The 16,631-nt window shown below is 34.1% G+C and carries 14 protein-coding genes and 10 tRNA genes; 3 read left to right on the top strand and 21 right to left on the bottom strand.

The window, feature by feature from the left end:
• Positions 1-641: 641 nt before the first annotated feature.
• The 3 genes from J7E44_RS09570 to J7E44_RS09560 all read left to right on the top strand — a co-directional run bounded on the left by J7E44_RS09570 (position 642) and on the right by J7E44_RS09560 (position 2,025).
• The gene (locus tag J7E44_RS09570) at positions 642-1,070 is read left to right on the top strand and encodes a helix-turn-helix domain-containing protein (protein ID WP_214828623.1); all 429 of its coding nucleotides are present in this window, start codon (positions 642-644) and stop codon (positions 1,068-1,070) included.
• 39 nt (positions 1,071-1,109) lie between these two features.
• Complete coding sequence (locus J7E44_RS09565) at positions 1,110-1,403, top strand: helix-turn-helix domain-containing protein (RefSeq protein WP_251040536.1); 294 nt, start codon at positions 1,110-1,112, stop codon at positions 1,401-1,403.
• A gap of 166 nt (positions 1,404-1,569) precedes the next feature.
• Complete coding sequence (locus tag J7E44_RS09560) at positions 1,570-2,025, top strand: VOC family protein (protein ID WP_214828618.1); 456 nt, start codon at positions 1,570-1,572, stop codon at positions 2,023-2,025.
• Positions 2,026-2,072: 47 nt separating this feature from the next.
• Here the strand turns inward: J7E44_RS09560 and J7E44_RS09555 are convergent, their stop codons facing one another.
• From J7E44_RS09555 to J7E44_RS09455, 21 genes are all read right to left on the bottom strand, one after another.
• Positions 2,073-3,170 carry a slipin family protein gene (locus J7E44_RS09555; protein WP_214828615.1) on the bottom strand — a complete coding sequence of 366 codons (1,098 nt, stop codon included), beginning with the start codon at positions 3,168-3,170 and terminating at the stop codon, positions 2,073-2,075.
• A 1,000-nt stretch (positions 3,171-4,170) separates the two neighbouring features.
• Positions 4,171-4,722, bottom strand: coding sequence for a 3'-5' exonuclease (locus J7E44_RS09550; protein WP_214828612.1), 552 nt, complete (start codon positions 4,720-4,722; stop codon positions 4,171-4,173).
• Positions 4,723-4,746: 24 nt separating this feature from the next.
• Positions 4,747-5,298 carry a 3'-5' exonuclease gene (locus J7E44_RS09545; RefSeq protein ID WP_214828609.1) on the bottom strand — a complete coding sequence of 184 codons (552 nt, stop codon included), beginning with the start codon at positions 5,296-5,298 and terminating at the stop codon, positions 4,747-4,749.
• Between the two features lie 181 nt (positions 5,299-5,479).
• On the bottom strand, positions 5,480-5,857 hold the full coding sequence (locus J7E44_RS09540) for a cyclic-phosphate processing receiver domain-containing protein (RefSeq protein ID WP_502757496.1): 378 nt from the start codon (positions 5,855-5,857) through the stop codon (positions 5,480-5,482).
• A 29-nt stretch (positions 5,858-5,886) separates the two neighbouring features.
• The gene (locus J7E44_RS09535) at positions 5,887-6,372 is read right to left on the bottom strand and encodes a ribonuclease H-like YkuK family protein (protein WP_214828603.1); all 486 of its coding nucleotides are present in this window, start codon (positions 6,370-6,372) and stop codon (positions 5,887-5,889) included.
• Positions 6,373-6,426: 54 nt separating this feature from the next.
• Positions 6,427-6,497 (bottom strand) — tRNA-Gln (locus J7E44_RS09530).
• Between the two features lie 53 nt (positions 6,498-6,550).
• Positions 6,551-6,623, bottom strand: a tRNA-Phe gene (locus J7E44_RS09525).
• 91 nt (positions 6,624-6,714) lie between these two features.
• Positions 6,715-6,788 (bottom strand) — tRNA-Leu (locus J7E44_RS09520).
• A 176-nt stretch (positions 6,789-6,964) separates the two neighbouring features.
• Positions 6,965-7,036, bottom strand: a tRNA-Glu gene (locus J7E44_RS09515).
• 88 nt (positions 7,037-7,124) lie between these two features.
• Positions 7,125-7,208 (bottom strand) — tRNA-Tyr (locus J7E44_RS09510).
• Positions 7,209-7,389: 181 nt separating this feature from the next.
• Positions 7,390-7,471: transfer RNA gene (locus tag J7E44_RS09505), tRNA-Cys, on the bottom strand.
• A gap of 88 nt (positions 7,472-7,559) precedes the next feature.
• Positions 7,560-7,631 (bottom strand) — tRNA-Pro (locus J7E44_RS09500).
• Positions 7,632-7,699: 68 nt separating this feature from the next.
• Positions 7,700-7,771, bottom strand: a tRNA-Asp gene (locus J7E44_RS09495).
• Positions 7,772-7,858: 87 nt separating this feature from the next.
• Positions 7,859-7,932 (bottom strand) — tRNA-Lys (locus J7E44_RS09490).
• 7 nt (positions 7,933-7,939) lie between these two features.
• Positions 7,940-8,012, bottom strand: a tRNA-His gene (locus J7E44_RS09485).
• 873 nt (positions 8,013-8,885) lie between these two features.
• Positions 8,886-9,905: a soluble NSF attachment family protein gene (locus tag J7E44_RS09480; RefSeq protein ID WP_214828600.1), complete on the bottom strand. Its 1,020-nt coding sequence runs from the start codon at positions 9,903-9,905 to the stop codon at positions 8,886-8,888.
• The gene (locus tag J7E44_RS09475) at positions 9,898-11,562 is read right to left on the bottom strand and encodes a bpX3 domain-containing protein (RefSeq protein ID WP_214828597.1); all 1,665 of its coding nucleotides are present in this window, start codon (positions 11,560-11,562) and stop codon (positions 9,898-9,900) included. The genes J7E44_RS09480 and J7E44_RS09475 overlap by 8 nt, the downstream gene beginning before the upstream one ends.
• A complete protein-coding gene (locus J7E44_RS09470; RefSeq protein WP_214828594.1) occupies positions 11,552-13,936 on the bottom strand; it encodes a hypothetical protein in 2,385 nt (794 codons plus the stop codon). The genes J7E44_RS09475 and J7E44_RS09470 overlap by 11 nt, the downstream gene beginning before the upstream one ends.
• The gene (locus J7E44_RS09465; protein WP_214828591.1) at positions 13,927-14,670 is read right to left on the bottom strand and encodes a hypothetical protein; all 744 of its coding nucleotides are present in this window, start codon (positions 14,668-14,670) and stop codon (positions 13,927-13,929) included. Before J7E44_RS09465 ends, J7E44_RS09470 begins: the two co-directional genes overlap by 10 nt.
• Positions 14,643-15,776, bottom strand: coding sequence for an AAA family ATPase (locus J7E44_RS09460; protein WP_214828588.1), 1,134 nt, complete (start codon positions 15,774-15,776; stop codon positions 14,643-14,645). Before J7E44_RS09460 ends, J7E44_RS09465 begins: the two co-directional genes overlap by 28 nt.
• Positions 15,773-16,426 carry a conflict system bpX4 domain-containing protein gene (locus J7E44_RS09455; RefSeq protein WP_214828574.1) on the bottom strand — a complete coding sequence of 218 codons (654 nt, stop codon included), beginning with the start codon at positions 16,424-16,426 and terminating at the stop codon, positions 15,773-15,775. The genes J7E44_RS09460 and J7E44_RS09455 overlap by 4 nt, the downstream gene beginning before the upstream one ends.
• Positions 16,427-16,631: the final 205 nt, after the last annotated feature.

The following is a 16,631-nucleotide window of genomic DNA, read 5'->3' as shown; positions in this document are numbered from 1 at the left end:
CTTGAAACATTATATACAATAATCGAATTTTCAAAATAGCATAAACGAATAAGCATTATTCGTAATAATTCATATATAAATTTATATTGTTAAAAATATAAAAATTTAACACCCTAATTTTTTCGTTAAAACCATTTTTTAACATTATTTATTACTATATCTTTTGCTTCAATTTCTATTTTCTCTATATTTGGGAACCAATAAGTTGATTATTTCTTATATATCTTTAAATTAAAATAAGATTTTACTAATTTAACTTTAATATAAAAAAGTAATCTATCAGTAGAACAAAATAAAGAGAAATTACATGAAAGCGCTTTAGATAATGTATTATTACTACTACAGTCGTAAAATCTGATATTTATAGTATTTTATTAGACGAAATGAAAAATAAATAATCGCTAAAAGCATCGATGGAAGTTGGAAGGATACTCAATTAATTCTTTAAATACTCAAAAGCCAGCAAATAGTAATGTAAAAGATTTTACAAATTTTGCATTTTACCATCATTATAGCTCAACAGCATCTGATTACATATTTCATATCATATTCTATTATCATTATCTATTTCAGAATACCAATAAAAATTGTAACACACTATTTACTTACACATATTATTAATATAAATATTTATCTTATAAATGTTATACAAAGAAATACATATAGGACAATTCATAAAAGAGCGAGTTGAAGACAAAGGAATTACAATAGAAAGGATTTGTAACTTCCTAAACAAAGATGAAGAGTTTGTTGAAAACATGCTAAATAGCAGATCGATCGACACAGAAGTTCTGTTAAGATGCAGTAAATTATTAGAGTATGACTTTTTCAGACTGTATAGTTCTCACCTTATTCTATACGCTCCACCAGCAGCAGTAAATAAGAACACCGAAAAATCCGAAAAAATACCTTATTTCAGAAAGAATATCTACACTCAGGAAATCAAAGAATTTATTATCAAAAGAATTCAGTCCGGAGAGATGAGCTTGAATGACGTAATAAAAGAATATTCCATTCCAAAAAGTACGCTTCATCGTTGGCTCCAGAAAATAGACACCCCAAATAAATAAGATATAATGCGACCAAATTACAGCAAAATTTATCATGACATGCTCAGACTTGAACATCCTGATAAATTAGAAGAACCGAAAATTAAAGAATTACTCAAAAGACTTAATACTTCAGATGATGTTCTAAAACTTAATGAAAGGCTTTTTGAACAATCAAAAGAAAGTGCAAAAAACAACCAGAAACTAAAAACATACGATAAGAAAACAATGCTGAAGCTATTGCAATATCAGAGAAAGCATGGTTTTTCTACAAGTTATATGTCAAAGAAGTATAAGATCAGCAGAACCACTATTGCGAAGTGGAAAAAGAATTTTGAAGAAGAACTCAATTAAAGTATAAGCCGGTAAATAAATATTTATCGGCTTTTTTATTCGACATTCTAAATTTTTTAAGTTATAATATCTATCACTCTTTTTTTATAAAGGAATTGGTGAAATATCATTTTTGAGGAATTGATTTATACTTTTGTTATTACTTATAACATTTAATACGACAATTATGATCAAAGGATTATATGAAACACATATTCAGGTAAGTAATTTAGAAAATGCTATTCAATTTTATACTGAAGTTTTAGGACTAAAACTAGCACATAGAGATGAAACCCGACCGATTGTATTTTTATGGGTTGGTGAAGGAAAAGAGTTTATGCTCGGCCTATGGGAACAAAAAGAAAATTTACAACCCAGGCATTTTGCTTTTTCGAGCGATAAAGAAGATATTCTGAATTATTCGGTTGATTATTTAAAAACAAGAAACCTAAAACCTTACAACTTTCTGAAAAATGGGATGGATAAGCCGATGGTCTTTGCATGGATGCCAGCTTTAGCCATTTATTTTAATGATCCGGATGGAAATAGTTTGGAATTCATCTCTATTCTCGATGGTGAAGGCCGACCTGAATTGGGTGTAATATCTTATGAAGACTGGTTAAATTATATGAATGCGAAATGAGCTTCTGTTTTCACAGAAGCCCATTTCTATAGTAATAGTTATTAGTTTTATTTTGCAAAAATCTCTTTTAGCTGAGAAACAATATTACTGTTTCCGGAAACGGTAATATCTCCAATCTTATCTGCAATCTTCTCCATAAATTCCATTTCTTTCAACTTCCACAAGACTTCATTTTCCTCCATTAGTTTCGCTGTGTTCAGCAAACTTCTTGTAGAAGCTGTTTCTTCACGACGCATGATGCTGTTGGCCTGAGCTTTTTTCTCTGCAATCAAAACCTGATTCATGATTTCCTTCATTTCTCCTGTTAGGATCACATCCCGGATTCCAGCATCTGTAGCCTTCAATCCAAGATCGTTGGCTTTATGTCCAAGATTCTCCAGAATTTCTTTTCCTACAGAATCCTTTTTCAACAGCAATTCATCTAGTGTCAAAGCACCCACAAACTCGCGAAGAGCCAACTGCATCAGTATATACAATTGTTTATCATACTCTTTATTATCCATCAATGCTTTCACGATATTTTCCACTTGATAACGAACATAAAAATTGATACGAAGCATCGCTTTATCTTTCGTTAAAAGCTCCTGGCCGGCAATTTCCATTTGCTGCATACGAGTATCTACACTTTTTACTTCAACGGAAATTTCATTCACCCAAAAATAATAAGTTCCTGCATCCAGCACTTTCGTTAGCTTACCATCGATGATTAACAAACCTTTATGCTGATTAGTCACCACAAATTTTCTGGTAAGGTTTTTCAATTTTGCATTTTCCAGAATGGTTTTGGAAATCTTTTCTGTAATATCAACTTTCGTCAAGTCAGCTTTTAGAAATTCTCTGTTCATCACACCCTTCCAAATGACATATTGACCAACATGAAGTACCTCTTTAAAGATTCCGTTCTCATAAACCAATACAAGTTCACCATCTTTCACCTCCACGATTTCCAACATCGCATTTAACTCTTCATTTTTCAATAAAAGAATCAAATCGTCATTAGCTTTCAACAACGTCTTCATTTCATAGATTTCCACAAATTTACCACCAAAAACCCAGTGATTACCTTCTTTCAGGATTTCAATCAGGTTTCGGTTTTTAAATACCAAACCTACTTGGTATGCTTCAATTTGTACATTTTTTATCATCTTATTTATATTTTAAAGGTTATTAATTTTTAACAAAAGGAAAAAACTGAGGATCTCTCTTCCAAAAATGGCGGAAGCAAAGTATTTCGAAAAATTTCATCCGTTTAAGAACAGGCGTTTCAAAATTATTTTCCAATCATTCAGATCTTGGGCGTGCCCCTTGCCATTGCAAAGACAACAGCTTGGGTCGCTACGTTCACTTCTATCTTTTTTGTAAAACAAAAAAGGATATCCACTACCATCGCTCACGCAAAAACTTCCTTTTTAGAAAATGCATTCAATCGTCGTTATTCCTCAACTGAATTTTATTCTCAGAAAATATCTTTTCTTACAAGCTTTTTCAAACTGCTGATTAAACAACTGAAAAACCTCAGACTTTTCCATGGCAAATGTTTTTTAAGAGAACATCCAAAACTCGATCAAAAATAGATTTTAAGTCTATTCAAATGATACTACAGTGATCGTGTAGCGCGTCAACCATTCCGCCTTACCAATCGAGTTGGCAGTGGGATTCGAACCCACACATCATAAAGCTATTACTCTAACCTAACTGAGTTATATTCCCCAATGGAAATAGAAGGATTCGAACCTCCGACCCATAGCACATGGTAGAAGTTTTTTGGAAAACTCCTCAAACCTTCAAGTCAAGTTGAACAGAACGAAATCATGTTTCTCAACAAATTCTTCTACAATGGCGCTATACCGAAACACACAACAAGACTTCCCTGATATTTTAATTAAAGTTTATTTCTCAAAACTGTAATATTGTTTCATTTTGATAATGCAAAGTAACTGCACAAGTGCGCAGTCTATTTGCGTTATGAAATTATTTTAAAAAAAAGTGACTATTTTTTAATTAAAGAGAATACGCAAATGATCACATACTGCACTATTAACTAGAGTAAAACTCAAAATAACTCCGTGTATGAAGTATCATAAAAACTATCTAAAAAATAAAAGCTCCATTTATAAGAGAGCTCATTCTGAAACATTGAGAATTTTAATAATTCTGAAGGCACCAATACAAAATCTTGGCAATATTTTTGGCATCATCAACTCCTCTGTGATGAGTCCCTTCGAGCTTGAAATTCAATTCCCCTAAAGCTCTACTCATCCCTACACTTTTCCTGATAGTCGGATGCACTTCCCCAAATAATGTTTTCACATTGATATGGTCATCACCTAATGGATAATCCACATTAAACCTTCTTGCCTGGCTTTGAAGCATGTTCAGGTCATAATTGCCATAACTCGCCCACGTCAGCTCCTCAGAATCATACTCTGCTCTTAGAATATCTAATGCATCGTCAAAGAAAATACCTTCCTCATCCAACATTTTTTGAGTAATTGTAGTAAGTTCCGTACAAAAAGGGCTTACTTGGGAATATTGGGGTTTTACTAAAATTCCTTCATTCTTTGAGATCTTACCGGTTTTCGCATCCATGATGCAAACGCCGATTTCGATGATCTCACTTTCCTGACCTCTCGGGGGTCGGTCATCCCAACACGTGGCTTCAAGGTCTATAATTAGTATATTGTCTGTTGTTTTCAATTTTTTAATATTTATTGTTAATAATTATTCCAAAATCTTTCTCAGAATTTTGGCAGCGTTATAAGCATCGCCAGCTCCACTGTGATGATTTCCTTCAAATTCCATTTTCAAATAATCCAGGGCTCTTTTTAGACCCATCATTCTTGGAAGACTAAAATGGTCTTTAAATTCATCCATCACATTAAGATAATCGTAAGAAAAAGGAATTTCTATTCCAAGCCAATCACATTGTTCAAAGATTTGCTCCTTATCAAAATTTCCAAAGCCAGCCCAGGTTAATAAGGCTGGATTGTACTCGTCAATGATTTTTTCACAGGCTTCTTCAAAATAGATTCCTTTTTCTTCTATCAGTTGTGGCGTAATTCCTGTTAGTTTTGTGCAAAATCCATTGATTTCAGACCTCTCGGGAATTACATATATACTTTGCTTTTTAGAAATCTCTTTTGATGTTAAGTTCAATAAGCAGATTCCTATTTCTATAATATCGACTTTTTGCCCGATGGGAATCCTTTCGTTTTCCCAACACGTCGCTTCCAGGTCGATAATTAATATTTCATTTGTTGTTTTATTTTTCATACTACATAGTTTTTCTAATATCATATACATTTTGTTACTCAATTGATAAGTGGGATGGATTTGGAAAAGAAATATCCAGGAAAGAAATACTTTTAAAAGTCTATGCAAAGAAAAACCACAAGTACGCAATCTTTTTACGTGATATAAAAAAGTTTCGGTAAAAAATTACCGAAACTAAACTTTAAGATTTTTTATTAGCTTTTTTAAAATTTTCTAATAGGTTAAGAATATTCTCCTTCCCAACCGGGTTCATGGAATGGCTGTAAAACTCCGGTAGGTCCAGCCCATTATCCATACAATATTCGATCAGCCACTTGGCACAATCATAACCTGCCTTTTCAGTAAAATCTAAAGAATTCTGCTCCAGATAATGGATATCTGCAAGGTCATGATCAAAAGAGATCATCTCTGGAAGTCCTTTCTCCATAATTCTGTTGATAAACTGTTCGTAATTCCGAACTATATCCCAATCTTTCTCTAAGAAAATATCCTGTTTTGTATAATAATAGGCTTCGATCGGATATCTGATATCATCCAGAAACAAAAGCTTTTTTGTCATTTTCATAAGTTGAATATCTGAGATTACAATTACACCATCATATCAGCGCAGTTGGAACTTGCAAAAGCATGTGGCTTAGCTTTAAAAACATATCCCATTCCTAGAATATATCCCATTGCATCTTTTAATGCAACATTGGATTTAAATTCAGGATCAGTATTGATATCTGCGTGTACCTCCATTTCCACCCCGTAAGTATCCAAAATAGAACAGATAGCATATGCAATTTCCACAGATTTGTTCACTTCATTGAGCATTCGTTCCTTGATACTGATGGTCTGTATTTCCCTTTGTTTTCTAATAAAGGTAAACGCTCCTTTTCCTTCGCGAATAAATACCACTGCTGTGGCGTAGCTGATAGCGTCTCCATATACGTGAGAGTCTGAACCCACACAAACTTTCAGTCGGTATCCATTAGCCTGTTCACGAATGATGGCTTCTTCTACCAACTGTGTGATAGGTTTATGGAAAAATTTCCCAGTCATATTCTGCCATGTTTCTTGTTGCGTTTCCATTTTTTTACATTTTTTAAAATTCTACATACTTGTTTTAATTGATAAATGATTTTGTTGATTCATCAGGGCTCGAACCTGAACAACAAGAGTCAAAGTCTTGTGTGCTACCATTACACTATGAATCACTGTAATGAGCGATGAGTTATAAATGATGAGTTTTGAGTTTACTCATATTTTGTGGAACAGACAGGAATTGAACCTATACCTCTAGTTTTTCAGACTAACGTGCACACCTTGTACACCACTGATCCAAATGTTGATTATAAATGATCATAGATAAGTGATAATTGATTTTGAACACTACATTATCTTTTATCTTTTTATTAATTAACATTTACATAGTACGGGAAAAGGGAGTCGAACCCTCAATACCTTGATTCTAAATCAAATGCGTCTGCCAGTTCCGCCATTCCCGCAGGTTTTATAAATGACAAATTATAATTGATAAAATGCAATACATAAATCATTTATCACTTATCAGTTATTATTGATAATAAGGTTGGAGAAAGCTTGTCTATATAAACTTTTGCTTGTTAGTGTTTGTAAAGATCTTCTGCGCTTGACAAACCTTTCTCTTTCCTTGTTAACTTTGTACTCCATAAGGGAATCGAACCCTTATCAACTGCTCGAAAGGCAGGCGTCCTAACCGTTAGACGAATGGAGCATTAATAAAATCAACTGACTAGGAATCGAACCTAAGCGACAAGAGTATAGTTCCTGCATGCTGCCATTACATTATCGGTTGATTTTTGTGGAAGTGGTAGGATTCGAACCTACTTAGCTCTAAAGCAACAGAGTTACAGTCTGCCCCGACTCTCCAACTCCGGCGCACTTCCTTTTTATAAATGATGATTGATAAAAGATGAATGATATCAAGATTGCATTCTAAATTCTCGTACCTAACCTCTATTTTGGAGTCAGAAAAAGCTTGTCTTTATTTTTTTGTTTGATATAAGAACTTCTACGCTCGACAAACTTTTACTTTTTCTCCGGAACTAATCTCATTTTAGTTATTTGAGATGGTTATGGGATTCAAACCCACTCAGCTAATGCAACGGTTTTGCAGACCGCCCCGACTCTTCCACTTCGGCGAACCATCAGATATATTCATTGTAATTGATCAATGATTATTGATAATTGATCAGAAACTTTCAAAATTCATATTCAATTTTTCATTTAATAAATTGTCTGGAAAATAGGATTCGAACCTACGACCTCCCGCGTCCAAGACGGGTAAACAACCACCGTTATCTTTCCAGTTTTTCGGTTCAGTTTCCAATTTCTTTTCCGAGAGACAGTCGGAGCTGAAATTTTCCGTGAACCATTGCGGTCTATGCGAGAATCGAACTCGCAGTGCCCAAGAGACAGTCGGGCAGGTTAGCCATTACCTCAATAGACCATTTTGCGGAGACTGAACCTTCACTACTGTTGTAGAACTCATTAGCAGTAAGCCGCAACAAACCAATATCTGCCTACTCTCCTTTTGTAACCCCAGAAGGAATTGAACCTTCAACCCCCGGTTTAAAAGACCGGTGCTCTAACCAATTGAGCTATGAGATTATATTTTGGGTTTCTCCGGGGATCGAACCCTGTTCTCCGGTGCCACAGACCGACGCTTTACCAAATAAGCTAAAGAAACCATAAAAAAAGCACCTCTTTCGGGAGGTGCTGTATATATTTTGACGTATCAGATCATTAGCTGACCCACGTATATAAGCACCTTTCATCTATAAATTCACTATCAAGAAGACATACACATCCCTTCGGCTCTTGTGCCTGTAGTCCCGGATACTGATTAAATATGTAATGTAATTGTTTCATTATATTTTTTGTTTTAAACATTTTTGGAAATCCTGAAAACCTGTTGCTTTCAATTTTCGGTTGCAAAGTAAATATGATTTTTTTTAATTCGCAAATAAATTTTAATTACAAATAACTGATAAACAGAAAGTTACACCAAAATAAAAGAAACAGGAATTCCTGTCCACAATATATTGCAGATGCCTTAACTACCTAAATGACTGTCTCTCACCGGTTTGCTTATCACTCTATTTTGTTATATTAAAATTCCATTGTTAATTAAAAATTTTCACTTTTCTGGTTATTTTTTTTCATTCTAAATAATTTCTGCCTTAAAAACACAAAAAACGCCTCGACAATCGAGGCGTTTTGCAGTATTTTGATTAAATCTTTACGAGTTTACAGTAAATAATTTCCAAAGTCAGCACATTTTGCCCCATTCCATATCATACATTCATATCCAAACGATCCCTTTAGTATCGGGCTATCGCATAGATTCAAACTGATATGTGCTCTTTGTTTTGTCATAATTTTATTGTCGCAAAGATAATATTTTTCTTAATAAAATGGTGAGTTCGAGGGTTTGAGTCCTTCTTGATGGTGGCTTCGAGAGCCTCAGTCACCCTTGCAAACGCACAAAAATTGACCAAGTAAACAATATTGAAACATTTACAAATCTTTCAATTCTTAAATCATTCAATCTTTTAATAATATTAATTCCTAAACATCTTATTCCTACCCGTTTTATACCTCGAAATATCTTTTAAAATAACCTGATCATCAGGATTGAAATGTTTTAATTCATTTACAATTTCAGAATGTGTTTCCACTTTTTCCGAAATAATCTGGTACGCAATATTTCTCGCTACAGACTGTAGTTTTGGATCTTTTTTAAATTCATACTTCATCGCTTCCAGGTACATGATCTTTTTATCTGTGGGAGTATCTTTATATAAAACCTGAATTTGATTTTCCAATTGTTTAACATCAAAAATATTAGCAAAATAATTATTCAGACAGTTGAATGCATCTTTATTTTCTTCCCAGCCTTTTAACAAAACTTTCTGGGCTTCATCTGGCGATTCCATTTTTTTGCGATAGATCAATGACGCTTTTACCATCTGATTGTTTCCAACAAAATCATCCGCCACCATTTGATAATAGATATGAGCATTTTTCACATCATTCATCTCTTTATAAAGATCGCCTACTTTTTCTTTCTGCTCCAATTCTTTATAAAGATCAATCGCTTTTCTGTATTGTTTTGCTTTTTCATAGCAGATTGCAGCATCAGATTTATTATTTAATTTTTTAAGATAAATAACTGCCGCTTCATTATATAATCCCCCGTTTTCCAATGTTTTGGCTGCCCTGTAATTATCCTGTAAGAGATTCATATATACTTTTGCTGCTTTTTTATAATCTCCTTCACTAACGTATTTTTCAGCAAGTTCTTCATATTTACTTCGGATTCTGTCAAAAAGTGAATTTTCAAGATAAAAGCTTCCACCTGAACCCCCTCTTTTCCCCAGGCCTTTATCCCCTCTTTCTTTATCCTTCAAACTAACCATGACCAAAAGGATAATTACAGCAACGATAATAAAAATACCTAAAGTTCCTAAAACACTCCAAAAGCTTTGATGAAAAAGCTGAGCAATAAGACCTAATATTTTAAGAAATATCAGAATAAAAAATGCTCTGATAAATTTGTCTATAAACTTCTGCTTATTCATCTTCGTCGGATTTTAAAATGGTTTTATCTTCACTGAACAAACGATAGATCAGTAAGATTACACAAATAACCAGAAGCCATACGAACCAGTTGTAGCCATACATCTCAATCAGCGGATAGAAAAGATAGATCAACATGCCAACCAAGACAATGACTAAAAATATTTTGATTCCTCCCGGAACATTATTACCGCCAATGTTTAAGGATTTTTTCCTGAAGAAATAGGAATAAAGGCCTACACTTCCTATAATTAGAATTACTAACCAGACAATTTCAGAGAATGAAATCTTTTTGGCCGAAGAATCTCCTGAACCTGAGGTTTTCTTTGTATTGGCATTTTGATCAGATGAAAAATGAGGTTCAATATTTCCAAGTGTTCCGTAAAGACGTCCCAGAGAGTCCTCCATTAAAACCTGTTTTTTCCTCCAGACACTTTTTACAACCCCTTGGTTGACTGGCTTATTTGGATTTACCTTTTTAATGGAATCGGAGATCTTCCGCTGATAATCTTTGGACTTGCTTTCAATATGCTGAGCTATTTTCTTATTGTATATTTTCTTAAGAAAGTCTCTTGTTTTATTTTCTTTCGTTCTGTATTTCTCGACTTTCTTTTCAACCTCTGCAACCTCTTTTGCGTTTGGGCCTTTAGAAGCTGCCGTTGCATATTCTTTCATTAGATCTCTTCTCTCATCGTTGTATAGAGAATCAATTTTCATATCAATCTCAGTAAGACCGGATTCAAAAGCTAATTTACCGGGATCCTGATTTTTTAAAGCATCTTTAGAAATTACATTTCCTGAAGAAACAGGGGTTTCAGTCTCAGGTGTATCTTTACTAAAACCGATAATAATCCTTCCAACGATAATTACAATCCACAATGCAAGCAATACCCATCGGTAATCCCTGGGTTTACCATTTCCACGACCGCCACCCAACAACCTGCTCAACCAACCATTATCGAATTTAAATTTTCCAAAACCATCACCTCTGGAAGTTCCCAGAATATCCAAAGGAACTCCAAGATCTATCGCACGGTCAGGGTATTTTTCGATGTACTTTAAATATTTTTCAATTTCTCTTTTATTTCCCGCCATCACTTTCTTCATATCAAAAGGAAGATTTTTCATCCACTCTTCTTCAGTCTGTGATTTTTGGAGTGATTCCATCATTTTTTCATCATCGATCTCTACGGTATAGCTTTTAATTTCCTGCGGAATATAGACTCCGTTTGAAGGTTTCCTGATAGAAAGTTTAGCCTTTTCCGGTTCTTCAAGCACTAAGATCCAGTCGATCTCCTCTGATAATTTAACCAAACCAAATTCAGGATGCATTACCAGAAATCTAGAATCTATATTATGCCAGTCTTCGGGATTGATCTTGGGATAAAAAGTGGTATTCTCAGGAATAAAAAGAATCTCGTCGATACATTGAAAGTAAGAATTCTTTCCAATTTCCAGTGGAGCATGATCCGTAAAAATAATGAAACATCCGTATAGAATATTAGGTTCATTAGAAGGAATAGCAAAAGTCTTTACCAGATTAAGATCTATCTTCAACTTATCCATTTCTTCAAACCATACCAATGGTGAAGAACCTTTAATCAGAACTCCTTTCTTGGGATAGTTATTTTTTGGAAAAGGTTTTATTCTAAGCTCCATATTCCAAAATTTGATTAATAAAAGGTTCCAGATAATCAGAACACATATCTTCTATCGTTTTCATTTTAAGCAAAGTAGTTTCTGGCAGATAGTATTCTGCTCCGCCAAATTCTGTATTTGTTGCTAGAGATAGGAAGCCATGCTCTGTGGAGGGGATATAAAATACCGGAATATTTTTATTACTGCTTTTAAATGTTAATATTCCACGGGTATCAGTTATAACCTCACTTCCATCTGAAAAAGTAAATTTATTTTTATATTGATTGGCTGCAATCTTTATCTCGTGATTATTTTTAAATAAAGTCAGTGAGTTATCATATACTTTAGTCAGTCGGTTGTTTGAAATCACAAGGCTATCTTCCGCATTAATCCCAATATTATTAAAGTTGTTTAAAATTTTTATTCCACTATTCGATAATTTCCTGATCTCTACTTCTACTTTTGAATCATTCTTAGCGATCTCTTTGTCATTTTTTACTGATTCAAAAGAGATGTTTCCATCGATATTGATATGATAGATCCAGATAGATTCTGCATTGTAGAGGTAAAAACTTTTATTGAAATAAACCAATTTATAATCATCGGGAATATTTTTCCCAGTGAGATTTAGCTCTGAATATTCTTTTGTAACAAGATTAAGTTTAGAAATCAACTTTTTATCAGCCTGATATTGACATAAAATAAAATGCTGCTGTTTATTTTTCGCCAAAGCAAACTGTCCCCTGGGCTTAACAGAGATATCTTCAATTAAAACCTCACATCCTCTATGTATTCTATAACGGTCATAATAATCTTTATTATAATAATTATCGGACAAATAGGTTCTTAGCAATTGTTTCTTATTACTTAAAATAAAAAATTCCCCTTCATATAAAAAGGTAGCTATTTTATTGACTGGAGTTGGAAACAGAATAGGATAATTTTTTGGAACATCCGTTTTCTTGCCACTTGATAAATGACTATCCCCTTTTTGTTTTCTTTGTGGTGGATTAGCCCATAATTCCTGTAACGGAAGTATAATTTTTTGAATATGCTTACGGGCACCCTTATGGTGTTTAAAAAAATTCAATTCGCCATCAGCAGAGGTTGTTACCAAAAATTTCAATCGATCCCTGTTTTCATGAATTACCTTTTGTAAGTTTTCATTACTGAGGTTTTCCTGGTTGGTGATAAAAAATACTTCAATATCCTTTTCTGTATGTTCTTCCTGAAAAAATTTATCTAATGCCTGGGAAACTTCCAAAACCGGACTTACCTGGTTTAAGTGATCTATTACATTCTCCACTTTATCCAGAGAAATAGGAATATTAGTCTGTCCGACTGTGAAAACTTTGCATTGTGAATTGGCTTTTGGATGCTTGATCACAGCAATCGCAGATGCATAAGCTAAAACTTTTGGGGTTCCCCAGTTTTTCAAAGAAGTATCTATTAAAATAATTCTCTCGAAAACATTTTCTTCAGGAGGTATTTCCCTTTGAATATAAAGGGTCTCGCTATTAGCTACCCTGCTCATGAAAATCTCATCCTCATTGGCAAATTCTGATAAAAGCATTCTGTGGAGTTCTCCTTTATTCGTCATATCGGATATCCCCCCAATTGGCTGCTCCCCCGGAGAAAGATGACGCATGGGAATTTTGAGTCCACTCCAGATCCTTTTAATTAAACTTCCTACCTGAAATGTTTTGGGATCCTCTATTAATTCCTGAATAAAATCTTTATTAGATTCTACTGTTGTTTCTTCCTCTACAATTTCATCTTCCAATTCAGGCTCATCAATAAAGCCTTTCATGGCACCGATAATAGATTCTGAAGTCGGAAATTTTTCATTGAGCCAGACTAAAATCCGGGTATCTTTTAGTATAAATAATGGTGTTACCGCTATTTTTTCGGCACTTTTTGAAAGAGTATAAGGACTTTTTGCAAACTTTTTTAAGAGGAACTCACTGGAAACGGCTGATAGCCTGTTGTGACAATTATTAAACAGTGTCTGTAGCAGCAATATCTTATTTTGCCCTTTTTTAAAAGACACTCCCAATCGATTTAAATTTTCCAGGAAATTCATGATCGAAGCAATTTCCAGATCTGTTTTTGCCTCCTCTTCCAGCTTTTTTAGGTAATAAGAAATACCGTCAAAATTAACATATCCTTCCTGTGTAGCATACAATACCAATAGCAAAGCTCCAAAAGGAGGAATTCCTTGCGGTTGCAATTCTTTTAAAACTTCAATAATATAAGGTCTGTATGCAATGGCTCCAACATTTGGAATCGAAACAAGATTATTCTCATGATATCCTGTGTCATCACGTACATCTTCATCTGTCATCCATTCCCAAAAATATCCTTCATAGGATTGGAAATATACATTTAGATCCATTCTTTCGCTTTTTCAGTAAGACGGTATGAGCTTGCAGATAATCTCCGGAAGTCTTTTTTATTAATAGATAGATAACTTCCATCTTCCTGCCATAAAAGCCATTGATCCTGAAGTTCATTATATTTTCTCTGTAACAATAAACTCAAATTTTTAAATTTAAAATCAAAACCTGTTGGCAAAAGATGTCCATTTTTTTCCCAATAGGTCTTTCCCGGAAAACTTAATAATGGCGTTCCCAGAAATAATGCTTTATCTTCAATAATGATCCATTCATTTTTTTTAAGCTTAAAATTAGGTAATGCAGTAACCATTCCTTTAATTTCTGACATTGAACATAACAAAGCTGTTGCGGGTTGTTCTTCGGCACTCGATTTTAGCTTCACCTCAACTTTTTCACTAATTCCAAAAAAATTCTGATTGGATGGTGGTAAAACCAGACGTAAAGCTTTATCAATTGGAGACCATAATAGTGCAGTTCTCATTTTCTTAGCAGGTACTAAAGCATTCATTCTGAATAGCAAACCATCTCTCAACTCATACAAAAGGAAATTGGGCAATTGCTGAATCTCAGGAGAAACAACCTGTTCTTCTGTAAAACCTTTCAGCCAAATAACCTCATCCTCTAAAGCAATCTGAACATTTTTCCAGTCTCTGACAGACCCTAAAAAATCTTCATCACCACGAGGCAGTTCTGCCCAAAAGTCTTTTATACGCTTTGAAGGATCTTCTGCCATAAACTTTCTATTTCCTGTTGAATGTATTGTTTTTGTTCAGGATTTTTGATCCAGTCACAACGTGTCTGCAGGTATCTTAATTTATCTTTGATCACGTTCTGCTCTTCAAAAGTAACTTCTCCGCTATTCCATTTTTCAGTAAGAATTTTTACATCTTTCATTACTTCCTCTGGATTCGGGGTTTTATTGTGTAACGCCTGAGGATGGGTTTGCGGATTTTCATCTTTTTCTATTGTTCTGTTGATGATCCCTTCCAGGATTTCAATCTGTTCTTCCGTATCCCAGATGTGCTTCAGTACCCAAAGATCAGAAAGAATAGCTTCATTTCTTCCGCAGATCAACGCACTTGCAGCAATAAGATTCTGAAGTTTTACCGCCCTACGGTCAGAAATAGCAATTCCTGTATTCCGAAGATTAATAATAGTATTTAAATACACTTCATAAATAGGTTTCAGATCTACTGTTTTACATAGGTTCTGAAGCTCCCTTATTTCATCAGCCTGAATTCCGGGAATATCTGTTTCAACAATATTTTCCAATTTCCGTCCTGCCAAAAGTACTTGCTGAAGAAGCTCAGGATTTACATAATCTACATTAATCCTGATCAGAAAACGGTCAAATAAGGCATTCAGTGCTTCATCTTCCGGCAAAACATTACTTGCACCTACAAACATTAGAGCAGGCAGGTGCTTTGTTTCCTTTCCACGTTTGAAAATCTTTTCGTTCAACGCCATCAAAAGGGAATTCAAAATCGCGGAATTGGCATTAAAGATTTCATCTAAAAAAACCATAGATGCTTCCGGCATCATTCCCTCGGTATTGGTAAGAAGCTCGCCTTCTTTTAATTTTCTGATATCAAAAGGTCCGAAAATTTCATTCGGTTCGGTAAAACGGGTTAATAAATACTCAAAATTTTTACCGTCTTTCACAGTTTGTGACAATGTTCTTACGATTGCCGATTTTGCAGTTCCCGGAGGTCCATATAAAAATGCATTTTCTCTTGCCAAAAGACATATTCCAAGCAGGTCAACTACATCGTTTTTACCTACGAAAGTATCTTTTACATAATTGAGTACTGTATTAAGTTTTGTAATATTTGGAATCATTTATTTTCTTCTTCGTTAATAATTTTTAATTCTCGCCACAATTCGTCCTTATGTAAGCCAAATTCAGCAATCAGTAATTGATTAATATAGGGAATTTCAGCCAGTCGGTAGGCTCTCTTTTCTACAATTCTTTCGAGATATAATTTCCGGAAGCTTGGATCTTCCAGCTCCTCTTCCCAATTGATTTTTCCAAGATCAAGATCATATTCTACACCCGAATAATGAAACTGCGAAAGAATATTCTCCAGTCGCCCAATTAAAGGATCGTTTGGATCTAAAGTTTGAAGAGCGGTAATTATCTGTGGTAAAAATCTCAATGACAGGTCAGCAGATAGTAAGGCTGATACGTTCTTCTCTCCTCTAAATTCAGGAATTAACTGATCCAGGTCTTTTGCTGTATTTTCTCTCACCAGATACAGTTGTGCAGCATGATAAAACACTTTTGCTGCCCAAACGGCTGTTTCCTTATCACAAATCAGGTAGTCTGATAAAAACTCCAATCTTTCTTTTTCAAATTCGGATTCAAAATAATCTGCTGCATCCTGTTCTTCTTTTTTTGATATGGTTTGAATATTTGAAAAAATGGTGATACACTCCTCTTTACGAAGGAGAAAGAGCGTATCCAAAAATGGAGATGTATTTTCGACCATCTAACAAAAATAAAATTATTTCTTTGAGAATAAAATTTTTATGTAAATGATTATGAATTAAATAACATTTACTCCTAAAGTCAGTCGTAAAGACACAAAAGAATAAAAAAAGAATGTTTTTAAGACACAAGGATTTTGTCTGCGATAAAAATTGATTGTGTAAATTCTTTCACTTTGTTCAGAATAACAAATATTGTGTTGTAAT

The sequence above is a fragment of the Chryseobacterium sp. ISL-6 genome, from assembly GCF_018613715.1.
In the GTDB taxonomy this organism is placed as follows: domain Bacteria; phylum Bacteroidota; class Bacteroidia; order Flavobacteriales; family Weeksellaceae; genus Chryseobacterium; species Chryseobacterium paludis.
The sequence above is the reverse complement of the archived record's forward strand: the minus strand, read 5'-3'. Positions and strand labels throughout refer to the sequence as shown.